General features: G+C 42.2%; 20 protein-coding genes. All 20 read left to right on the top strand.

Annotated elements, in window-relative coordinates; translation table 11 throughout:
- The first annotated feature begins 207 nt into the window (after positions 1-207).
- On the top strand, positions 208-1,200 hold the full coding sequence (locus HYG89_RS14115; protein WP_178868034.1) for a DUF2804 domain-containing protein: 993 nt from the start codon (positions 208-210) through the stop codon (positions 1,198-1,200).
- Between the two features lie 179 nt (positions 1,201-1,379).
- A complete protein-coding gene (locus HYG89_RS14110) occupies positions 1,380-2,186 on the top strand; it encodes an enoyl-ACP reductase (RefSeq protein ID WP_004975071.1) in 807 nt (268 codons plus the stop codon).
- A 176-nt stretch (positions 2,187-2,362) separates the two neighbouring features.
- A complete protein-coding gene (gene glnE / locus HYG89_RS14105) occupies positions 2,363-5,107 on the top strand; it encodes a bifunctional [glutamate--ammonia ligase]-adenylyl-L-tyrosine phosphorylase/[glutamate--ammonia-ligase] adenylyltransferase (protein WP_004975073.1) in 2,745 nt (914 codons plus the stop codon).
- Positions 5,108-5,141: 34 nt separating this feature from the next.
- Positions 5,142-6,068: a branched-chain amino acid transaminase gene (locus tag HYG89_RS14100; protein ID WP_004975074.1), complete on the top strand. Its 927-nt coding sequence runs from the start codon at positions 5,142-5,144 to the stop codon at positions 6,066-6,068.
- A gap of 754 nt (positions 6,069-6,822) precedes the next feature.
- Positions 6,823-7,368: a hypothetical protein gene (locus HYG89_RS14095; RefSeq protein ID WP_154320368.1), complete on the top strand. Its 546-nt coding sequence runs from the start codon at positions 6,823-6,825 to the stop codon at positions 7,366-7,368.
- 97 nt (positions 7,369-7,465) lie between these two features.
- A complete protein-coding gene (locus HYG89_RS14090; protein ID WP_154320369.1) occupies positions 7,466-8,182 on the top strand; it encodes a molecular chaperone in 717 nt (238 codons plus the stop codon).
- 3 nt (positions 8,183-8,185) lie between these two features.
- Complete coding sequence (locus HYG89_RS14085; RefSeq protein WP_178868033.1) at positions 8,186-10,495, top strand: fimbria/pilus outer membrane usher protein; 2,310 nt, start codon at positions 8,186-8,188, stop codon at positions 10,493-10,495.
- 31 nt (positions 10,496-10,526) lie between these two features.
- The gene (locus HYG89_RS14080) at positions 10,527-10,952 is read left to right on the top strand and encodes a hypothetical protein (RefSeq protein ID WP_178868032.1); all 426 of its coding nucleotides are present in this window, start codon (positions 10,527-10,529) and stop codon (positions 10,950-10,952) included.
- Positions 10,953-11,213: 261 nt separating this feature from the next.
- Positions 11,214-12,497, top strand: coding sequence for a glycosyltransferase family 1 protein (locus HYG89_RS14075; protein ID WP_178868031.1), 1,284 nt, complete (start codon positions 11,214-11,216; stop codon positions 12,495-12,497).
- A gap of 25 nt (positions 12,498-12,522) precedes the next feature.
- The gene (locus HYG89_RS14070) at positions 12,523-13,074 is read left to right on the top strand and encodes a phosphatase PAP2 family protein (RefSeq protein ID WP_004975087.1); all 552 of its coding nucleotides are present in this window, start codon (positions 12,523-12,525) and stop codon (positions 13,072-13,074) included.
- Between the two features lie 101 nt (positions 13,075-13,175).
- On the top strand, positions 13,176-13,376 hold the full coding sequence (iscX, locus tag HYG89_RS14065) for a Fe-S cluster assembly protein IscX (RefSeq protein ID WP_004975089.1): 201 nt from the start codon (positions 13,176-13,178) through the stop codon (positions 13,374-13,376).
- Between the two features lie 161 nt (positions 13,377-13,537).
- The gene (gene ndk, locus HYG89_RS14060; protein ID WP_004975092.1) at positions 13,538-13,969 is read left to right on the top strand and encodes a nucleoside-diphosphate kinase; all 432 of its coding nucleotides are present in this window, start codon (positions 13,538-13,540) and stop codon (positions 13,967-13,969) included.
- A gap of 136 nt (positions 13,970-14,105) precedes the next feature.
- Entirely contained in the window at positions 14,106-15,338 is a 1,233-nt protein-coding gene (rlmN, locus tag HYG89_RS14055) for a 23S rRNA (adenine(2503)-C(2))-methyltransferase RlmN (RefSeq protein ID WP_178868030.1), read from the top strand.
- A gap of 75 nt (positions 15,339-15,413) precedes the next feature.
- Positions 15,414-16,202: a type IV pilus biogenesis/stability protein PilW gene (gene pilW / locus HYG89_RS14050; protein WP_371971077.1), complete on the top strand. Its 789-nt coding sequence runs from the start codon at positions 15,414-15,416 to the stop codon at positions 16,200-16,202.
- On the top strand, positions 16,193-17,002 hold the full coding sequence (locus tag HYG89_RS14045; RefSeq protein ID WP_178868027.1) for a RodZ domain-containing protein: 810 nt from the start codon (positions 16,193-16,195) through the stop codon (positions 17,000-17,002). The genes pilW and HYG89_RS14045 overlap by 10 nt, the downstream gene beginning before the upstream one ends.
- Positions 17,003-17,024: 22 nt before the next feature.
- Entirely contained in the window at positions 17,025-18,146 is a 1,122-nt protein-coding gene (gene ispG, locus HYG89_RS14040; RefSeq protein WP_131260758.1) for a flavodoxin-dependent (E)-4-hydroxy-3-methylbut-2-enyl-diphosphate synthase, read from the top strand.
- A 3-nt stretch (positions 18,147-18,149) separates the two neighbouring features.
- On the top strand, positions 18,150-19,445 hold the full coding sequence (hisS, locus tag HYG89_RS14035; protein ID WP_178868025.1) for a histidine--tRNA ligase: 1,296 nt from the start codon (positions 18,150-18,152) through the stop codon (positions 19,443-19,445).
- Between the two features lie 30 nt (positions 19,446-19,475).
- Positions 19,476-20,177, top strand: a complete 702-nt coding sequence (locus HYG89_RS14030) for a tetratricopeptide repeat protein (RefSeq protein ID WP_131260757.1) — start codon at positions 19,476-19,478, stop codon at positions 20,175-20,177.
- Positions 20,177-21,325, top strand: coding sequence for an outer membrane protein assembly factor BamB (gene bamB / locus HYG89_RS14025; RefSeq protein WP_178868023.1), 1,149 nt, complete (start codon positions 20,177-20,179; stop codon positions 21,323-21,325). Before HYG89_RS14030 ends, bamB begins: the two co-directional genes overlap by 1 nt.
- A 218-nt stretch (positions 21,326-21,543) precedes the next feature.
- The gene (gene der, locus HYG89_RS14020; protein WP_004975107.1) at positions 21,544-22,956 is read left to right on the top strand and encodes a ribosome biogenesis GTPase Der; all 1,413 of its coding nucleotides are present in this window, start codon (positions 21,544-21,546) and stop codon (positions 22,954-22,956) included.
- Positions 22,957-23,166 lie beyond the last annotated feature (210 nt).

Here is a 23,166-nt window from a genome sequence, read left to right as displayed (position 1 = left end):
TGCACAAAGATTTCATAACTATATGATTTTAAAAGTTTTGATTATTTTTTGATCCAAAATTAAATTTATTTAAATCAGATGCTTACATATTTATGCAACAAAGCCGTTTTTTGAACAAAATCATAAGCTGCGGGTTTTTTGTACATGCATTTGTAGGCATAATACGACCAAAGATGAATTGTTTTTAGACAATAGGGAATGTCTTCAATGGATTTAATTCAGGCGAATGGACAACCGCATTATGGACGTTTTAGTGAACTTCCCAAAAAAATTGATTATCAGGCTTATCAATATAAATCACCGTATGGTGAAGTATTGTCGGGTTGGCGTAAACGCTTAAAATATAAAAAGTTTAAATTTTGTAGTATTCAGCACGAACACTATACCGTTGGGCTTGCGATTGCCGATATTGCTTGGGCAGGGCACGGTTTTGTCTATATTTATAATCACATGACGGGCGAAGTGCAGGAATGGAATGCGATTAATTTTTTATCGCGTAATACGGTTTTAGATGAGCAACCGTTATTTAATCAAAGTTTTTTTGAAAAATCGCCATTTCAAATTGAAATTCAACATGCCAATGGTGTGCGTTATATCCGCGTGACCAAATATGGTGAAATTAAACTCAGTGCGCGGATATTTTGTGCAGGCACAGACCCGCTAAGTATGTGTAGCCCAACAGGTATTAATGGTTGGACTTACACCCAAAAACTGACCACACTCGGCTGTGAAGGCTATTTTGTTAATAAAACAGGACAAACCATTCAATTCCATGAACGCACCTTTGCTTCTTTAGATGATACCTGCGGTTTTTTACGCCCTGAAACAGCATGGTTTTGGTTGTCGTGCAACTTTTGGGATACCGAAGACCGTCGTGTAGGCTTGAATCTGGCTTCTGGTGTGAATGAAAGTTTTGGCAACGAAAACTGTTTGTGGATTAATGGCGTGCTGTATCCCTTAACAGATGTGTTGTTCCAACCTGAGGATGATGGCTCGTGGAGCATTCGCTCACTGGATCATCGTTTGAATTTAACTGTCAGCACAGGTTGGCGCCGTTATGAAAACCTGAATTTGCGTCTAGTCGGCAGTCAGTTCAGCCAATGGCAAGCTAAAATTAGTGGTACTATTCAACAAGACGATACCGAAATTATTTTGTTAAACGAATACGGCTTGCTTGAACAGCATTATGCCAAGTGGTAGGGCAAGTTTTTAACCAAGATTGTACGTCACCATTTGCAGATCATCATGTGACGTCATCTATCACTCACTTGAATCGCCATTGAGTTTTTACATAAACGGCAAAAAAAGGCGCATTATGCAATTTCACTATGCGTTCAGAATTGGCATGATACTGCGAAATATATCAAGGTGAGTTTCACATGGCACAAGGTCTTTTGGCGGGTAAGCGTTTTTTAATTGCTGGTATTGCAAGTAAATTATCTATCGCATTTGGTATTGCAGAAGCATTGCATCGTGAAGGTGCAGAATTAGCATTTACTTATCCGAATGAAAAACTCAAAAAACGTGTTGATGACTTCGCTGCACAATTTGGCTCAAGCATTGTATTGCCTTGCGATGTAGGCGTAGATGCTGAAATTGAGCAAGCTTTTGCTGACTTGGCAAAGCACTGGGATGGTTTAGATGGTTTGGTTCACTCGATTGGTTTTGCGCCTGCGCATACTTTAGATGGTGACTTTACCGATGTTACAGATCGTGATGGTTTCAAAGTTGCGCATGACATTAGTGCTTATAGCTTTATTGCGATGGCACGTGCTGCAAAACCATTATTACAAGCACGCCAAGGTTGCTTATTGACTTTGACTTATCAAGGTTCTGAGCGTGTGATGCCAAACTACAACGTCATGGGTATGGCGAAAGCATCTTTAGAAGCAGGTGTACGCTACTTGGCTTCAAGCTTGGGTGCTGACGGTATTCGCGTGAATGCAATTTCTGCAGGTCCGATTCGTACGCTTGCCGCATCGGGCATTAAATCATTCCGTAAAATGTTAGACCTGAATGAAAAAGTTGCACCTTTAAAACGTAACGTGACCATTGAAGATGTTGGTAATGCGGCATTATTCCTTTGCTCACCATGGGCGAATGGTATTACTGGTGAAATTCTGTATGTCGATGCAGGTTTTAACACGGTTGGTATGAGCGCAGAATTAATGCTAGATGCTGAATAAGCATTGCATCAAGCAGATAAAACCGAAGTTTAGGCTTCGGTTTTTTTATCGCTGCATTTTAAGTAAGAGGTATTTTGCAGATTGCTGTAATTTTATTTTCTTCTTTGACGCATCTGCTGCTATAAATAGATGGGTTGACAATATTTCAAAATAAAACTGGGTTTTAGGTCTTAAAAATGAATGCGGAACAATTGCAAAAAACGTTACATGCCAGTCAATATGCAGAACAAGTCTTGGCAAATCACGAAAGCCTGTTACAGCAGGATTATGCAATTGACCAATTTCTAAAACCGCTGAGCGCAGACTATATTCATCAATTGGTGATTTCGACTTTACAAGACATTCAAGATGAAACCTTGTGGATGAAAACCCTGCGAATTTTACGCGCGCGTTTAATGTTCCGCTGGATTTGGCAAGATGCCAACCAACTCACCGATGTGGTGACGTTGACGCAGGAACTTTCAGACTTTGCCGATATTTGTGTGCAAGTAGCCAAAGATTTTGCTCGGATTCCGTTGGTCGCCAAGCATGGCGAACCGATGGGGTATAACGGTAAAGTCCAAGACCTGATTGTGGTCGCCATGGGCAAACATGGCGCGCAGGAACTGAATTTATCCAGCGACATCGACCTGATTTTTGCCTTTGATGAACAAGGCGAAACCAATGGACGCAAGTGTATTGAAGTGCAGCAATTCTGCATTTTATGGGGACAAAAACTGATCTATCTATTAGATCATATCACCGCCGATGGTTTTGTTTTCCGCGTCGATATGCGTTTACGCCCGTGGGGCGATGGTTCTGCTTTGGCGATTAGCCATGTCGCACTGGAAAAATATTTAAGCCAGCATGGACGCGAATGGGAACGCTATGCTTGGATTAAGGCACGTATTATCACAGGTGGGCAAGAAGGTTATGAACTGCTGGAAATGACCCGACCTTTCGTATTCCGCAAATATGTCGATTACACCGCCTTTGAAGCCATGCGCGAAATGAAAGCCATGATTGAGCGCGAAGTGCAGCGTCGTAATATTGAAGACAATATTAAATTGGGCGCGGGCGGTATTCGTGAGGTTGAATTTATTGTGCAGGTTTTTCAGCTGATTTACGGTGGTTCAAAACTAGAATTACAAGACCGCCAGTGTTTGGTGAGTTTGCGCCATTTGGGCGAAGCTGAATTGCTAGAGCCACAAGCCGTACTGGATTTGGAAGATGCCTATTTATTCCTGCGTCGAGTAGAACATGCCATTCAAGCCTTGAATGATCAGCAAAGCCAAGCTTTACCGACTGAACCTGAGTTACGCGCACGCATTAGCGATACTTTGGGCTTTGCCGATTGGGACAGCTTTATGCAGACCCTAAATGAAAAGCGTGTCAAAGTCATTTATCAGTTTGAGCATTTAATTAAAGAAAATGAACCCGATTCTTTGCTGGAAAATTACAGTCAGCTAGAAAAACAGCTCGATGCGGTACTAGACGATCAAGCGAAAAATTTAGTGCATGAGTTCTGGTATGGACATGCCATTAAAAAACTCACCGCCAAAGCTTTACAGCGTTTAAAAACCTTTTGGCCACACTTGATTGAAGCAGTGTTGCAGTCAGAAAATCCACAAATGGCATTGATGCGTTTAATGCCACTGGTCGAATCTGTTCTGCGTCGTACCGTGTATTTGGTCATGCTGATTGAAAGCAAGGGGGCACTGCAACGCTTGGTAAAAATGGCCACAGTCAGCCCGTGGATTTGTGAAGAATTGACGCAATATCCTGTGTTGTTGGATGAATTTTTATCTATGGATTTTGAATTGCCAAAACGCAGCGATTTGGAAGATTCTTTGCGCCAACAATTGCTGCGCATTGAACTGGATGAAGTTGAAGACCTCATGCGGGTGCTACGTTTATTCAAAAAATCCAACGTATTAACAGTTGCGGCCAGCGATGTACTGGCAGAAAGTCACTTAATGAAAGTGTCAGATGCGTTAACCGATATTGCCGAAGTGACCGCAAATGCAGCCCTACAACTGGCCTATCAGATGATTGTCAAAAAACATGGTTATCCGCTAGACAGTGAAGGACAGCGCTGTGGTTTGGAGCATAACGCTTTTGCCATTATTGGTTATGGCAAAGTAGGTGGCATCGAACTTGGTTACGGCTCAGATTTAGACGTGGTTTTTATTCACAACATGGATGAACAAGCCGATACTGATGGCATTAAACCGATCAGTGGCTTTGAATTTGCTATGCGGGTGGCACGTAAATTTGTATCTTTAATGACCACGCAAACTTTAGATGGTCGAGTTTATGATGTCGATACCCGTTTACGTCCTTCGGGAGATGCGGGTTTACTGGTGACCAGTTTACGGGCCTTTGAGCAATATCAACTGAAAAGTGCGTGGCTGTGGGAGCATCAGGCTTTGGTTCGTGCACGCAGTATTGCAGGCGAACAATGTTTACGTGACAAGTTTGAAGTGTTGCGTTGTCAGATTCTAACCCAGCCGCGTGACGAAGCGTATGTCCGCAGCGAAGTGCTGAAAATGCGTCAAAAAATGAAAGATCATTTGGGTTCATCTAAAGAGCAAAAAAAAGATGGAATTTTTCATTTAAAACAGGATGCAGGTGGTATCGTTGATATCGAATTTATGGCACAGTATGCGGTATTAGCCTGGAGTGGGTCGAATCCTGATCTCGCCCATTATTCCGACAACGTAAGAATCCTTGAAGATGCCGCAAGAACAGGTTGCTTATCCAGCGACGATGCGACAGCATTGATTCAAGCTTATCTCCGTGAACGAGCCGAAAGCCACCGCTTAGCCCTTGCAAATCAATCCATGCAAGTCAATGCTGCGGACTGGTACGATACCCGTGAGGTCGTTTGCAAGTTATGGCAAAGATTAATTGATCCGACTGCAATGTCTGCGTTGGATTAAAATGACTATTGTATAAACATTTGGAGTGTGTGCCATGAATTTGGCTGATCGTGATGGTTTTATTTGGCAAGATGGACAATTGGTTGACTGGCGTGATGCAAAAATTCACGTCTTAACGCATACCTTACACTACAGTATGGGTGTGTTTGAGGGTGTCCGCGCTTATGAAACGCCAAACGGAACTGCGATTTTCCGTCTTCAGGACCATACTAAGCGTTTGTTAAACTCTGCAAAAATCTATCAAATGAAAGTACCATTTGATCAAGCAGCTTTAGAACAGGCGCAAATTGATGTGGTACGTGAAAACAAACTTTCATCGTGCTATTTACGTCCATTAATTTGGATTGGTTCTGAAAAACTGGGTATTGCTGCAACCAATAACACCATTCATGCTGCTGTTGCGGCTTGGGGTTGGGGTGCATACTTGGGTGAAGAAGCGATGGCTAAAGGTATTCGCGTTAAAACTTCATCGTTTACGCATCATCATCCAAACGTGACCATGTGTAAAGCTAAAGCTTCTGGTAACTACACTTTGTCTATTCTTGCACACCAAGAAGTAGCGCAAGCAGGCTATGACGAAGCGATGTTGATGGATCCACAAGGTTATGTATGCCAAGGTTCTGGCGAAAACGTATTCTTAATTAAAGATGGCGTTTTACATACACCAGACATCGCAGGCGGTGCTTTAGATGGTATTACGCGTCAAACGGTGATCACGATTGCTAAAGACTTGGGTTATGAAGTAGTTGAACGCCGTATTACGCGTGATGAATTCTACATTGCCGATGAAGCCTTCTTTACAGGTACAGCAGCAGAAGTTACCCCAATTCGTGAATACGATGACCGTGTAATTGGCTGTGGTTCACGTGGCCCAATTACCACTGAAATTCAAAAAACTTTCTTTGACGCAGTTCAAGGCAAGAATGACAAATATGCACATTGGTTGACTTACGTTAAATAAGTCACGCGTGTGTACCTGAGTCCATATTACAGGCTCAGGTATGATGACCCCATTTAGGCAGTGGCTTGAATGGGGTTTTATTTTGCCTGCTATTGCGTTATTGAACGGCTAAACATCTTTCGAGATTGGTTTCTCACGTTTCTGATATAGATGAATGATCAACTGTTTCTTCGTTGAGTTGGTGGTGTGCAAATTTGATCTTTTGGATAGATTCAGCCGCCCAAAACATGGCTTTTTTATAGCGAGAGGCAATCCCTGTAATTGGTGAGATTTGATGTTAAAAAACGCTCAGTCTGTTGAATGTGATAGGAGATAGTGAATTAAATACGTGAAAAGTGTAGTAAAAATTAGGCTAAAAACTGAATTTTGACCATTCTTTTAAAAATAAACCTACTTAAAATGTAACAAAAGTTAAAATAAAAATACAATGAAAATTAATTAAAAACAAAAACTTATTCTAGATGTAAATAAATATATATTTTTCATTATCCCTAAAATTTGGATCACAAATTTTAGGGAGTGAGCTGCTCCCTAGTTTTTTGTGATGTCATTTAAAACAGTACTTTAATCTCCTAATTTGCTGAAATTCAAAGTTTATTCAAAATTGTGTGAAATGGGGCGTATAGATAGATTTTTGTGAGAAATACCTAAAATGAAGAAACTTGCTAAGGATTGAGTTTCAATAATTCTAACGATATCTCAAGCGAGTGAATGATTAAAAAATGTTTTTTTATAAGAGTTATGGAGAAATGACATGTCTAAATTTATTAAAACAGCTGCAGCTGTGGTGGTTTTCGGCGCTTTTTCAACGGTAACAATGGCAAGTGGTGGCGGCAATCACGGTCCTAAACCAGACCCTAAGCCAACCCCAGTATGTAACGAAGGGCCGTGCACAGGAAGTATTCCAATTCAAGTTACTGTACCTAAGCGTTGTGAGCTGAAAGTACTAACATCAAGTATCTCATTAAAAGATGGTGCGGAAACTTCAGGTCAATTTATGGTTGGAGCGAATGCAAATTACAATCTACTGGTAAATACCGACAACCGTTTGGGGGATAAATCAACAAAATCTAAAGCAAAATTAGGTGTTGGTAATAATGCACCTGCAGTGGGTCTCACAGTTGAAACCAAGCGTGCGGGCTCACCGTCTATTATTCTGTTAAATGATAAGCAAACCAATATTGCGCCAGGCAGCAATGGTTGGAACACTTACAATGTCTTTGTTAAAAGTGACAGCGTAGGTATTTCTAAACCAGCGGGTACTTATACCGATAATTACAGCATTGAAGTTTCATTCTAATACGTTTGAACTCAATCTGAATGAGTTGGCTTTGCCGATGGGTGGAGTCAACTTTTTAGTCTAAATAAATACAAAATAAGACATTGCTGGGGGAAGCATGAAACGATTATTGAAATATATGCTGATTGCAAGTTGCTTATGTGTAGAAGCTGTTTATGCAAACATGGTGATTTCACCTACACAAATGTATTTGGGCGATAAAGCACGACAACGCAGTGCAACGGTTGTGATGGAAGCCACTGATCTTACCGAACCGAAAAGCTTTGAAATGTTTGCCTATAAATGGTCGCAAAATGCTCAGGGTGAAGATGTACTAGAGCCAGATCAAGACCTTTTAATTAATCCAAAAAACTTTGTTTTACAACCTAATACACAACAAATTATTCGTGTAGGTTTTAGCCGACCACTTTTGAAGGAAGAAATGGCGCAAGAAAAAACTTGGCGCATTGTTTTTAAAGAAATTGCTCCTGTAGTGGAAGAAGACGCCTTACAATTTTTATTCACAATTTCTGTTCCTTTATTTGTGGGTAAGCAAGAAGCCATTCAGGTAACAGCAACCCCGCGTTATCAAAATGATCATTTATTTTTAGAGATAGAAAATCATGCTGCATCGCATGTGCAAATTTCTTCAATCAGTATTTTAAATCAACAAAAACAACCTGTCGCAACTACTCGTGAAATGAAATATTTGTTGAATCAACAAAAGCACAGCTTTGATATGGGGCAAATCAAACTCAGTGATTTGAAAAATTACATACTCAAACTTGAAACAGATAAAAGTGAGCAAGCCATTGAGTTGAAAATGAAGGGCTAAATCATGCATAGAACTCGACTGTTTTTTGCGCTGCAAAGTGTCCTGTGGGGGATACCATTACAAGCCGCTGCTGCTCAGCCTGAAATGGTATTAAATAGTGTCTGGCTAAATGGCGTAGATCGTGTCGTTGAAAGTCTAGTATTGCAGCAGGACGGGCAACGTTATATGGAATGTGAAGTCTTGCAACAATTGGGTTTGCTGCAAGAGCGCTTACAAAAACACAGCGCACAAACTCAGTTCTGTTCTGTAAGCACCAATGAAATTCAGTCCGTGCAAGACGCTGCGCTGCAAGCCATAAAACTAACTGTACCAGCCAGCTATTTTATTGATGCACAATTTACCCAAACGCATGCGATTCCCTCAAAAGCGGACTTGGGTGGCTTTTTAAATTATGATGTGCTGTATGCACGTTATGATAATTACAATGAAATAAATGGCTTGACGGAGCTTGGTGTTTTTAAAGATTACTGGATTTTTAAAAATGCCATGATGTATCGCAAAGAGGTAGAACAAGATCAAGATAAGCTACTGCGTTTGAATACCAGTTTTGAAATAGAGTTTCCATCACGTTATCAGCGTTTAACCTTGGGTGATAACACCAGCGTTTATAATCCATTATTAGATACATTTAGATTTGGCGGTGTATCTTTTGGTTCCAATTTTAGTAGTTATCCAGATTTTATTTATTGGAATGTACCCACCTTAAGAGGCAGTGCTGTACTGCCATCCACCGTCGATTTATACATTAATGGCATCAATTTATATCAACAACAGGTTACGCCTGGACACTATAGCTTAAATACAGGTGCCAATATTCAGCAGTCGGGTGAGGCACAGGTGGTGGTGGAAGATGTATTGGGTAATCGTACCGTACAATCCTTTCCTGTCTATGTCACCACGCAATTACTCAAACCTGGGTTAAATGAATATAACTTTTCTGCAGGCAAGCTGCGTTATGACTATGACTACGTATCGGATGATTATCGTGAGTTTTTTGGCAACTTATATTTCAGACGCGGGATTACCGACAGCACGACCTTAGGCACTAATTTAAATTATAGCAAGGATGTGCAAAATGTTGGTTTGTTATGGACACAAGCTATCAACAAATATGCCTTGTTAGATACGCATGCAGCTTCTAGTCACAGTGATTGGGGCGATGGCTATACCTTTGGCGCTTCGCTAAGCCGAAGTGGAAGTAGGATTGCGCTTGGTGCAAGTCATAAATACTACAGTCCTGAATATCGCGGTTTGGGATATAGCAATACGACGCAAACAGTGGAATACGACAATTTAGCTTATGTCAGTATTTTCAATATTCCTTTAATCAATACCTTAAATGTGAACTATCTAGAGCGCCGTTATCATCCCAATGCAAATAATAGTTTTACAGATAGCCAAATGCTTACAGTCGGTTTTTCTCGTATGTTGGGACGTCAAACCTCAATGTCGTTTTCTTATTATAAAGACTTGAAAATGCAGGATAGCGACGGAGCCTATTTAACGCTGAATTATCAATTTGACCAACGCCGCAGTGCGCAGCTTTCACATAATTTTGAAGAACAAACCCAGTTACGTTATGCGCAAAGCAGCCTAACTCAAAATGGTGTGGATTACACGCTTGCTGTGCGCCATCAGCAAGCTGAAGGGGATATTGGTGTAAATGCTTATACCGCCCTGAAAATGCCGATGGGTAATTTATATTTAAGCCACGATGAAAGCGAGCGCTTTAGCTACAGTCAAGCCAATTATCAGGGTGCATTAGTGTGGTTAGACCGTAAATGGGCCATGACCAAATATGTAGACAATGCTTTTGCTTTGGTGAATGTTGGTGATATTCCAAATGTGGAAGTACTGCGTGCGTTAAGGCCTGTTGGTAAAACCAATCAACACGGCTATGCGTTTGTGCATGACATTGTCCCTTACGTCAATTACGACGTGTCTTTTGATCAGGACCAGTTAGATCTGTATGACAGTTTTGAATATTCAAGCCAAAAAGTGATTGGCATGAATCAACGCGGCTATAAAGTGAATTTCCCTGTTCAGCGTACAGGATTGATCATATTGCGTTTACTCACGCCCGATCAGCAGACCTTTGTGCAGGGCAGTGAAGTGTATTTAAGTGATGATACAACTGAATTTGTACCTGTGGGCAGCGATGGAAAAGTACATTTATATGGTGTGAAAGCAGGCAGTTATACGCTGAAAGTCAAAACCAAAGGTGGAAAAATTTGCCATAGTTCACTTGACGTCCCTCAAGTTAAAGCAGGCACTGTTCCACAAACCAGACAGTTAGATTTGATTTGTCAGTAAGTATATCAGCAGGATGATTGAGGATGAGAACATGAAAAGATTAGGGATGGTAAAAAAATTAAGTCTAGTGCTGTGTGGATGCTGGATTTGTTTTCCTGCACAGGCTTGCACCATTGGTTCAGTCAGTGAATCTTTATTGCAAATGAGTTCACAATACCGTAGCCAGACCGCAACCAGTTTTAATGTGCGCTGTGACCGTGGTTATAGCATTCAGTTCAACAGTCGTAATTTACGTGACAAACATGGCAGCAGCTTTGTGAATAATGGTTCACACCGTTTACGCACCAGTATGAGTATTATGGGAGCAAAAACAAATTTGTGGAACACGCCCATCGCAGGGCATGTTTCTACGACAGGACATAAATACAGTGTCGCGGTACGCTTGGATGAACAACCGAGTTTGACAACGCCAGCAGGGCGTTATACCGATGAGTTGTATATTAATTTACTTTTTTAGAGGGCTTAGATGTGCGGCAGTTCCAGACAAAATGCGCCGCGGATCAGGTGTTCAGCAAACAAGATATTCAGCAGGCAGGTAGACAATATCTGCTTTTTTTATCTATTTTTTGCTGAATGACAGCAAAGGATATACATAAAACTAGGTATGAGTGGTCATCTAGTTGTTTAAAAAATGACAAATGTGTCACCAAAGCATCATATTACTGCAATGCTGCTGCTCTATGCTAGCAAGCATAAAATAAGAATTGAGCATAAGGCGATGAGCAATGTATTGGCAAAGCAGAGTAGTAAGTTAGAGCGTTACAGCGATGCGTTTAAATTTTATTTCAAACAAGATCAAAAACAAAAAAGCAGCCAGCCTACCTCTGAACTCTCAGACCTTGTCCGCCCACGTTTAAAAATTGCCCTTGTAACAGAAACTTGGCCACCTGAAATTAATGGTGTGGCACGTTCACTGTTGCAGCTTTGCAAAGGATTGCAGGAACTTGGACACAAAATTTTATTGATTCGCCCTGAACAAAAACAAGCCTGCACTCAATTCCAACCGTATCAAGAATGTCTGGTAAAAGCACAAGCCATTCCTAAATATCATAATTTGCAATTTGGCTGGCCACAGTGGTCTAAGCTTTCTCAGGCTTTAGATGAGTTTCAACCCGATGTGGTGCATATCGTCACTGAAGGCCCTTTAGGACTTGCCAGTTTACATATTGCAAAATCAAAACATATTCCAGTGTCGAGTGGTTTTCACTCTGCATTTCAAGATTTTAGCCGTTTTTTCGATTTGGCGTTTTTGCTCAAACCCATTCAGCACTACTTAAAATGGTTTCATAACAATACCTCGCTGACGTGTGTGCCAAGTAGCCACACCGAAAAATCATTGCGTCAGTTTGGCGTGCAAGGGCCTTTAGTGGTGGTTGGGCGTGGTGTCGATGTTGAATATTTTTCCCCGGATTTTCGTTCGACCCAACTGCGAGCAAGTTGGGGTGCCAGTGAAAACACGCGGGTGATGTTGTATGTCGGGCGTTTATCACCTGAAAAAGAAGTCAATCTTATTATTGATGCCTATCAGCGTATGCCAAAAAATACCGAACAGCCTGTGAAATTGGTGATTGTTGGAGATGGCCCAGACCGTGAGCGTTTAGAAGCCATGAACACTCAGGGAGATATTGTTTTTACAGGTAGTTTAAGTGGCACAGCACTTGCACAAGCCTATGCCAGTGCCGATGTGTTTGCTTTTGCCAGTCAGGTCGAAACCTTTGGCAATGTCGTGTTAGAAGCCATGGCCAGTGGCTTGCCTGTCATTGCTTATGACTATGCCTGTGCACGTTTACATCTCAAACCGAATGAAACAGGCTGGTTGAGTTCACTTGGTCAGCCAGAAGATTTGGTCGGTCATATCCACCGACTTCCCGATCTTACAACCCTTAGACAGATGGGCGAACACGCCCGCAAAGCGACTTTAAATATTGGCTGGCAGTATCCAGTCCAACAATTTGAGCAGGCGTTATATCTGGTGGCGAAGGAGCTACACATGCCATCTTAGCTATACGCCAAAGAGGAGAGAACTGATGAAGTTTAAAAATGCAAAAATAAGAATGCTGGATCTCGACTTAAAAGGCTGTTTGTATCTTAACCATTTTTCCCACTCTCAGCGGGTGGCACAATTTTTTAAAGTTATTAGCCGTTTGGGCGATGGTGTGTTCTGGTATGTCATGCTCGCAAGTGCATGGATGATGCAGGGCATTGGTTATAGTTTACAAATTATTTATCTGTTGTTAGGCGGATCTGTCGGCACAGGTATTTATAAATATTTAAAACAAAAAACCGTCCGTCCACGTCCGTATCAGGTACACCAAGTGATCCGTTTGGGTGAACGTCCCTTAGATCATTTTAGCTTCCCATCAGGTCACACTTTGCATGCAGTCATGACCACAACGGTTTTGGGTTATATCCAGCCAGTATTGTTGATGTTGATGTTGCCCTTTACGATTTTGGTGGCCGTTTCCCGTATGATTTTAGGCTTGCACTATCCGAGTGATGTGGCAGTCGGGGCGATGATTGGCGGTTCAGTGGCGAGTGCGATTATTTTGGCTGCACCTTATGTAAATATTGTTTTATAAGTCTGGATAAAACCAAATCGAAAATTCAGTGCAGTAATGGCAGGCAGCCCATGCGAAATTTGTTAAAGTAGTCGCTGTCTTGACTAGAATAGGGAATACACATGGGTTTACGTTGGACCGACAGCATCGACATTGCCATTGAGTTATATGAGGCGCATCCCGATGTCGATCCGCAATGGATTCGTTTTACCGATTTGCACGCTTGGGTCTGTGCTTTGCCAGAGTTTCAAGATGATCCCGAAAAATCGACTGAAGGCATCTTAGAAGCCATTCAAATGGCGTGGATTGACGAAGCACGTTAATCTAGCGGTGTGAAGCAAGATTGATTTGCCGATCAAGGTCCTGCACAATGCGCTTCATATCGAAAAAAGCAATTTTTTTACACATCAAAAGCAGAAAATAGCCCATTATTCGGTATAATGCGGCAAAATTTTCGCGTCAACATTGACTTAAGGAGCCAATCATGGCTATTGAACGTACTTTATCTATCGTAAAACCAGATGCTGTTGCTAAAAACCACATCGGTGACATCTTTGCTCGTTTCGAAAAAGCTGGTCTTAAAATCGTTGCGACTAAAATGAAACACCTTTCTCAAGCTGAAGCTGAAGGCTTCTACGCTGAGCACAAAGAACGTGGTTTCTTTGGTGACCTAGTTGCGTTCATGACTTCTGGTCCAGTCGTTGTTTCAGTTCTTGAAGGTGAAAACGCAGTTCTTGCTCACCGTGAAATTTTAGGTGCAACAAACCCTAAAGAAGCTGCACCTGGTACAATCCGTGCAGATTTCGCTGTAAGCATCGATGAAAACGCTGCTCACGGTTCAGACTCAGTTGCATCTGCAGAGCGTGAAGTAAACTACTTCTTTGCTCAAACTGAAGTTTGCCCACGTACTCGTTAATACGCAGTATTCAAACCAGATAAGTGTTATTATGCTTATCTGGTTTTTTATTCTCCGATTTTTATTTTCTGAATAAACCTTTGCTCACCTCTTGAGCTTCTCCTTTCATCTTTAGACATGGTTTAGGTATACACACATGAGTACAGAAGTCCTCGCTGCATCTGCAACAGATGTTCAGCAAGCATCTGCGGCCGCTCCTGCACAGTCTGCGACTGCAGAGAAAGTGAATCTCCTTGGCATGTCACGTCCACAAATGGAAAAATTCTTTGAAGATTTAGGCGAGAAGAAATTCCGTGCAGGGCAGGTGATGAAATGGATTCACCAGTTTTTTGTCACAGATTTTGCCGAAATGACCAATATTTCAGGCAAGTTACGTGAAAAACTGGAAAAGATTTGTGAAATTAAAGCGCCTGAAGTGGTGCATAAAAATTATTCTAAAGACGGTACGCGTAAGTGGGTATTCCGTGTCGGTGATGGTGAAGGCTCATTGGTCGAAACCGTTCTGATTCCTGCCGAAGACAAAACTGGCTCACGTAAAACCCTGTGTATTTCATCGCAAGTAGGTTGTGCACTGGACTGTTCATTTTGTTCTACGGGTAAACAAGGTTTTCAGCGTGACCTAACCCAAGCCGAAATTATTGGTCAGTTGTGGATGGCAAACTATTCCTATATGGAAGATGTGCCTGTGATTGAACGTGAGCGTTCTGTGACCAACGTGGTGATGATGGGTATGGGCGAACCGTTGTTGAATTACGATGCCGTCTTGAACGCCATGCGCATTATGCTAGATGACTTTGCTTATGGCATGTCTAAGCGTCGTGTGACTTTATCGACTTCGGGTGTTGTACCTAAAATTGACCAATTGGCACAAGATATTGATGTGGCTTTGGCAATTTCTTTGCACGCCACCAATAACGAACTGCGTGATGAACTTGTTCCAATCAATAAAAAATATCCATTGGAACAATTAATCGCAGCTTGTCAGCGTTATATTGGCAAAGATGGCAACGAAAGTGCGCGTAAACACGTGACCATTGAATATGTCATGTTAGATGGTGTAAATGACCATCCTGAACATGCGCAGCAAATGATTAAGCTACTCAAGAACCTGCCAAGCAAGATTAATTTGATTCCATTTAACCCATTTCCGCACGCGCCGTATGGACGTTCAAGCCGAAATCGAATTATTTCTTTCCAAAAAACTTTGTCTGATGCAGGTTTTGTGTGTACGATTCGTCAGACACGTGGTGATGATATTGATGCTGCGTGTGGGCAATTGGTCGGACAAGTGGCAGACCGCACCCGCCGTGCCGAACAGTGGAAAAAGAAAGTTGCAGCGCAAAATGAAATCATACGCTCGCAAGGATAATGACTTTTATAGATAAGTAACTTGCATCGAACGAAGACGCAAAGGGGATGTCCATTGAATAAGCCTGTATTTAAAATCGCACAAATTACAACTGTTTGTATTTCGGCAATTTTTGCTGCAGCTTGTCAAACCACAGCTCCAACCTTAGGGCAAAAAGACCCTGAAAAAGCGGTGCAAGTACGTACGCAGTTGGCAGCAGAATACTTAAAAAATGGCGATTTAGACTCAGCCAAACGCGCACTTGATCAAGCTTTGGAAAGTGATTCACGTGATTCCACCGCTAATATGATGATGGGCGTGTTGCTGCAACAAGAAGGCAGCAAGCTGAATTTAGAAAAAGCCGATGCGTATTTTAAGCGTGCCATTGCCGCTGACCCAAAAAATGCACAAGCGCGTAACAACTATGGTACGTATTTATATCAAGTAGAACGCTATAATGATGCGATTGAGCAGCTCAGTATTGCAGGTGCAACACTGGGTTATGATCAACGCTTTAGAGCATTGGAAAATGTAGGTCGTATTTACTTGAAATTAGGCGATATAGAGAATGCCGAAAAGTCATTCAAACAAGCCTTGCAAGCCAATCGCGATTCTTATGTTTCAATGTTAGAGTTGTCGGAAATTTTATATTTAAGACAACAATTTGCACCCGCGCGACAATTGTATGAACAATTTGTACGTGCTGTGGGGCAAAAAAATCAGGGTGCGCGTGCCTTATGGATTGGGATTCGTTTAGCACGTGCCAATGGCGATCAATTGGGAACTCAGGTTTTAGTGAACCAGCTGCGTGCATTATTTCCCAATAGCCAAGAATACCAACGTTATTTGCAATTACAGTACAGTACTGAGGCCGTATGGAAGTAAATCCTAATTCACCGCAACCCACACAGGGGACAACGCCTGTACCCCATGCATTAGGAAATGTTCAACGTCCAGGTGAGTACCTTCGTCAAATTCGCGTCAATCAAAAACGCGAACTGGATGATGTTTCAAAAGATTTGAAAATTCCATTAAAAACGCTGATGGCGCTAGAGCAAGACGAATATACCGCTTTGCCTGAAGCGACCTTTATTAAAGGTTATTATCGTACCTATGCCAAATATTTACAGGTCGATGCTTCAGCCATTATTCAGCGTTTTGATGAAATTTATGCCAACGATACAGGGTTGTTGCCAAATCACGCCTTGAACAATTCACCCATCAAAATTATGGGAAAACTGCCAGGCTCTAACCGCGATCGCAATAAAAAGTGGCTCACACGTATCGCTGTGATTGTGGCGGTATTGCTGTTGTTGTGGGCATTGGTCGCGCTAATTCAAAACTGGATGTCGTCTGGTCAAGAGGGTGCAGAACCTGAAATTACAATACTGCAATCCGATGTGCAAATCATTTCTGACAATGCGACAGGCAGCACGCCTGCACTTGCTTCGGGCGATCAGCTGAATTTGCAATTTGCTCGTCCAACTTCAGTGCATATTGTTGACTCTGCTGGCAATGTTTTAGCGACAGGACGTCAAGCCTCTACTTTAAATTTACAAGGCGAAGCCCCATTTCAAATTCGCTTAGATGATGCGACTGCTGTGTCATTAAGTTTGAACAATGAGTCGATTTCATTATCGCCATATACTGTGAACGGAAAAGCAGAATTCCGTTTATCTCGATAATGCAGCAAGGTAGAGCGATATCATGATTGTGAATCCAATTCAACGCCGTCCGACCCGTAAAATTCGTGTGGGTTCTGTCTATGTGGGTGGTGATGCGCCCATTAGCATCCAAAGTATGACCAATACGGAAACCTGCGATGTTGCTGCAACCGTGGCGCAAATTCAGCGTTGTGTAGATGCGGGTGTAGACATCATGCGTGTTTCTGTACCGACCATGGAAGCCGCAGCTGCATTTGGTGAAATTCGTAAGCAAGTATCTGTGCCGTTGGTGGCAGACATTCACTTTGACTATAAAATTGCATTGGCAGTTGCCGATGCAGGTGCAGACTGTTTGCGGATTAACCCAGGTAATATTGGTTCGGAAGCCAAGATTCGTGAAGTGGTGGCTGCTGCCAAACATCATGATATTTCTATGCGAATTGGTGTGAATGCAGGATCGCTGGAAAAAGATATTCAGAAAAAATATGGCGAGCCGACAGGTGCAGCATTGCTGGAATCTGCCATGCGTCATATTGATATTTTAGACCGTTTAGATTTTCAGGAATTTAAAGTTTCAGTCAAAGCATCGAATGTTTTTTTAACCATGGATGCTTATCGTTTGTTATCACAACAAATTGATAATCCATTACATTTAGGCGTAACTGAAGCAGGTATTTACCGTACAGGCACCGTAAAATCTGCAATTGCCTTGGGCGGTCTGCTCATGGAAGGTATTGGCGATACTATGCGTATTTCGCTTGCGGCAGAACCTGAAGATGAAGTCAAAATCGGTTTTGATATTCTAAAATCTTTAGGTTTACGCTCTAACGGGATTAACTTTATTGCCTGCCCAAGCTGTTCACGTCAGGAATTTAACGTCATTTCTGTAATGCAGGCATTGGAGGAGCGTTTAGAAGATATTCGTACTCCAATGGATGTATCGGTCATTGGTTGTAAAGTGAATGGCCCGGGCGAAGCTAAAGAAGCTGATATTGGTGTGGTGGGCGCAAGTCCGCGTTCATTGGTTTATCGTAATGGTGAAAAGAGCCATTTAATTGATACCAACCAACTTGTTGATGAAATCGAAAGCATGGTTCGTCAACGTGTGACAGAGCTTGAAGAAGCTAAATCTAAAGAGATTATTCGTACAAATTTTTCTGAGTAAGACATGAGTTCAATTGTTGCAATCAAAGGTTTTAATGACATTCTTCCAACGCAAACACCTGCGTGGAGACGTCTAGAGCAACATTTAGCATCTTTAATGGATGCTTATGGTTATCAACAAATTCGTTTGCCAATGGTTGAGCAAACCAATTTGTTTAAGCGTTCAATTGGTGATGCGACCGATATTGTTGAAAAAGAAATGTACACATTCTTAGACAAGGGTAATCCGCCTGAGTCTTTGACTTTGCGTCCTGAAGGAACTGCAGGTTGTGTACGTGCCATGTTAGAGCACAATTTGCTACGTGGTGCGATACCGCGCGTGTGGTATATCGGCCCAATGTTTCGTTATGAAAAACCGCAAAAAGGTCGTTATCGTCAATTCCATCAATTTGGTGTGGAAACTTTTGGCGTTGCAACACCCGATATGGATGCCGAACTTATTTTAATGACTGCGCGTTTATGGAAACGTATGGGCGTTGCCGATAAAGTCCGCTTAGAGTTGAATACCTTAGGTGAGTCGGATGAGCGTGCAGCGTATCGTGCTGCTTTGGTTGAGTTTTTGGAAGCACACAAAGCCGATTTAGACGAAGATTCACAGCGTCGTTTAAGTACTAACCCACTGCGTATTTTGGACTCGAAAGATGCTAAAACGCAAAGCATCCTAGAAAATGCTCCAAAATTGCATGATTTTATGGGTGAAGATACGCTGAATCACTTTGCCCAATTACAGCAGTATTTAACCGATGCAGGCATTGAGTTTGTGATTAATCAAAAACTGGTACGTGGTTTAGATTATTACAATAAAACCGTTTTTGAATGGACAACCACGCATTTAGGTTCGCAAGGCACAGTTTGTGCAGGCGGGCGCTATGATGGTTTGGTTGGGCAGTTGAAGGGTAAGGCAGATCAGTCCGTACCTGCCGTGGGCTTCGCCATGGGCATTGAGCGTTTATTGTTGTTGCTTGAGCAAGTCGAAGACAATACGCCTGTACGTGATTGTGAAGTATTCTTGTTGGCAGATCCAACAACTCAAGGCAAGGCGTTGGTTTTAGCTGAGCAAATTCGTGACCAATTCGAACAAGCGGGCAGCCAGATTCGCTTAAAAGTTGGTTCACAAGGCTCAATGAAAAGCCAAATGAAAAAAGCCGATCAATCAGGTGCAATCTATGCCTTGATTTTTGGTGAGCGCGAAGCGGAAGCACAGCAATTGGCAGTGAAAACCTTGGCAACTGCTGAGCAAACGACTGTTGCAGTGACCAAAATTGTGCCTTTCATCATTGAAAAATTTTCTTCACAATAAGCCAAATAACATAAGGAAAAGGGTAATCCAATGAGCGCATTGAGTGACGACGAACAACTTGATAGTTTAAAATCGTTTGCGAAAAAATATGGTTCAGCCATGATTAGCGGGATTTTAATTGCGTTGATTGCCTTTTTCGGATGGCAATATTGGCAGAAAAAAACCTTGGCAGAGCAGCAAATGAATACTGCTAAAGTGCAACAACTGATGGATGATGCACGTACAGCAGAAGGCAATCCAGATGCCTTCAGTCAATTGTCTGCAACTGCCGATAAAATTGTGAAAGAAGCCCCTGATTCTGCGCAAGCTATTCAAACTCAATTCTTAATGGCTAAACTCGCTTACGATCAGCAAGATTTTGCTGCCGCAGAAAAAGCCTTAAAGAAAGTTGAAAACTCTAAAGTAAAAGACCAAGGCTTAGTGCAATTGGTTAAGTTGCGTTTGGCTTATGCACAGTTGGCGCAAAAGAAATACGATGAAGCTATTCAAAGTTTGGCCGCGGTGACTGATCCTGCATTTAAAGCGACTGCAGATGAAGCGCGTGGCGATGTTTATGTCGCGAAAAATGACCGTGAAAATGCCAAAAAAGCCTATCAAAGTGCATGGGATACTTTGGTGGAACGTAAACAAGAACGTCAAATTTTACAAATAAAACTCGAAAGTGTTGGTGTTTTGGTGGATGATCCTGAAATTGAACGCCCAGTATTAGAAACACAAGTGGATGAGAGCTAATGAATAGAAAGTATAAAATACCGTTTGCACTGACCGTTTTAACCCTCGCTTTAGTGGGGTGTTCTACCAATAAAATTAAAGTTGCAGAAGTTAAGCCAAATCCACTGCCAAAACTTGAGCAAGCACAAAGTCTAGTTCCTGTATTTTCACAAAGTGTTGCATCGACTACATCAGCCGATCCACTACGCCTGCAATTAGATGCCGAAAACGGAGTAGTTTATACTGTTGATCCTAAAGGTGAGATGGCTGCCTATCAAGGCAAGCAGCGTCTTTGGCAAAAACAAGTGTCTAAGCAAGGCTTAACGGCAGGTGTCAATGCTGCTGAAGGCATTGTGGTTGCAGGAAACAGTAAAGGTCAATTGTTTGCTTTAGATCAGCAAACGGGTGAGCAAAAGTGGGTTGCACAGTTAACAGGTGCAATTCTTGCGCCATCGTTAATTCAGGCAGGCCGTGTGGTGACTGTAAGTAATGACGGCACGGTATATGCACACAATGCCGAAACAGGTCAATTGGTTTGGACTTACAACTTGCCAAACGTGCAATTTAGCTTACGTGGTATGGCGGCACCTGTTGCGCTCGATTCACGTACTGTGCTAATTGCTTCTGCAAATGCCTATGTCTACGCACTGGATATTGTTACAGGCGTACCACGTATGCAGCGTCGTGTTGCTATTAGTGAAGGCCGTTCAGATATTCAACGCTTAAATGATATTGATGGCGACCCTGTGGTTGCAGGTCAATTCTTAGTGACCACAAGCTATCAAGGTCAGGTCACCGTATTGGACTTAGCTTCACAACAAGTGATTTGGAGTGAAGACGCAAGCAGTACCAAACGCCCAGAAGTGGCGGGGAATGGTGTATTTGTCAGCACTGCAGATGGCAAAATTGCAGCTTATGAAATCACATCAGGACAAGCACTTTGGGAAAATGACAGTTTGCTCAACCGTCGTTTATCTAATCCTGTATTGTTTGGACAATATTTAGTGGTCGGTGATTTAGATGGTGTCTTACACCTCATTGATCCAAGTTCAGGGCAACTGGTTGGACGTTCAAAAACCAATGGCGAAGTCCGTTCATTGCGTGTAATTGACAATCAACTCTATGTCGTAACGCAAAAGGGCGCATTAAGCGTTTGGCAGAACCGCTAATTTTGTTCTGACTTTTATGCTAAAATAGTTGTCCGTATTTTTACGCGGGGTAATTGAATCATCAATGCCCCGTGTTTTTATTTAATAGAGTGGTCGATGTTCTCTCTGTCGTTTGCGTGGTCGCAACGCTGAACCCAACATCCATACTCTGTTCTTTCTTCCACAGTTTCGGATGTACAGACCATTGAAACTGACTGATCTTGAATAAAGGTTAATCTATGAAACCCGTAATTGCGCTCATTGGTCGTCCGAACGTCGGAAAATCAACGCTGTTTAACCAGATTACCAAGAGCCGTGATGCACTTGTTGCCGACTTTGCAGGTCTGACACGTGACCGCAAATATGGTGATGCAACCTATCAAAATAAATCTTTCATTGTGGTCGATACTGGCGGTATTGGCGAAAGTGAAGGTGGCATCGACTCTTACATGGCTGAACAATCTAAAACAGCCATCCATGAAGCCGATATGATCATTTTTGTGGTCGATGCACGTGCAGGCTTGTTGGCATCGGATGAGCAAATTGCGCGTGAATTGCGTACTTTGGGCAAAAAAGTATTCTTGGTGGCGAACAAAGTAGATGGCGTACATGCCGAAGCCGCTTTGGTTGAGTTCTTTAAACTGGGTATGGGCGAGCCATTGCAAGTGGCTGCCAGCCATGGTCGAGGCGTTCAGCAAATGCTGGAAGACGTTTTGGCAGATGTTCCTGAAGATGAAAACCCAGATGCACATGATCAAGACACAGGTTTGCGTTTAGCCATTATTGGACGTCCAAACGTGGGTAAATCGACACTGGTTAACCGTTTATTGGGTGAAGAACGTGTAGTGGCATACGATCAGCCAGGTACGACACGTGACTCAGTCTATATTCCGTTTGAGCGCAACGAACGTAAATACACCTTGATTGATACTGCAGGTGTGCGTCGTAAAGGTAAGGTCGATGAAATGATCGAGAAATTCTCGATTGTGAAAACCTTGCAAGCCATGAAAGATGCACACGTGGTGGTGATTGTAGTCGATGCACGTGATGGTATTGTCGAGCAAGATTTACACTTGATTGGTTACGCACTTGAAGCAGGGCGTGCCATGGTGATCGCAATTAACAAATGGGACAATATGTCCGAATATGATCGCAAACAATGTAAGTTAGATGTTGAGCGTCGTTTTGACTTTATTCCATGGGCAAAAATCCACCTAATTTCTGCCTTGCATGGTACAGGCGTGGGCGATTTATATCCTTCTATTCATCGTGCTTATGAATCATCACACTTAAAAGTGTCACCTGCGAAACTGACTCAAATCTTGAATGATGCAACAGATGCACACCATCCACCCAAAGTGCAAGGTCGCGCCATTAAAATGCGTTATGCACACATGGGTGGACAGAATCCGCCAACCATCGTGATTCATGGTAATAAGGTCGATAAAACACCTGCAGATTACCGTCGTTATTTAGAAAACGTGTTCCGTAAAGTTTATAAGCTAGAAGGTACGCCTGTAAAAATTGAATTTAAAACTTCTGAAAACCCATTTGAAGGACGTAAGTCACAAGTGGATGAACGCACAGCCGCACGTCGTCGTCGTTATGTGCAGAAGTTTAAGAAAGCCGAGAAGAAGTTCAAGCGAGGCTAAGGTTTAAACTTTGACGTGTTTAATAAAAAATCCCGAATGTAAATTCGGGATTTTTTTTGAGCAACTTAATTTAAATATAGATAGATGGTAAGCGTCCGCTGAACACACCTTCTGAATTCATCCTATAAGCCTTAATTTAGTCCCCACTTAGAAACAAGTGGGGACTTAAATTTATGACTACAAATAATCAGACATCCATCGCATCTCTTG

It is taken from the genome of Acinetobacter sp. SwsAc5, assembly GCF_013391485.1.
GTDB classification, from domain to species: domain Bacteria; phylum Pseudomonadota; class Gammaproteobacteria; order Pseudomonadales; family Moraxellaceae; genus Acinetobacter; species Acinetobacter towneri.
Note: the sequence above shows the minus strand (reverse complement) of the source record. Positions and strands in the feature narration are given on the sequence as shown.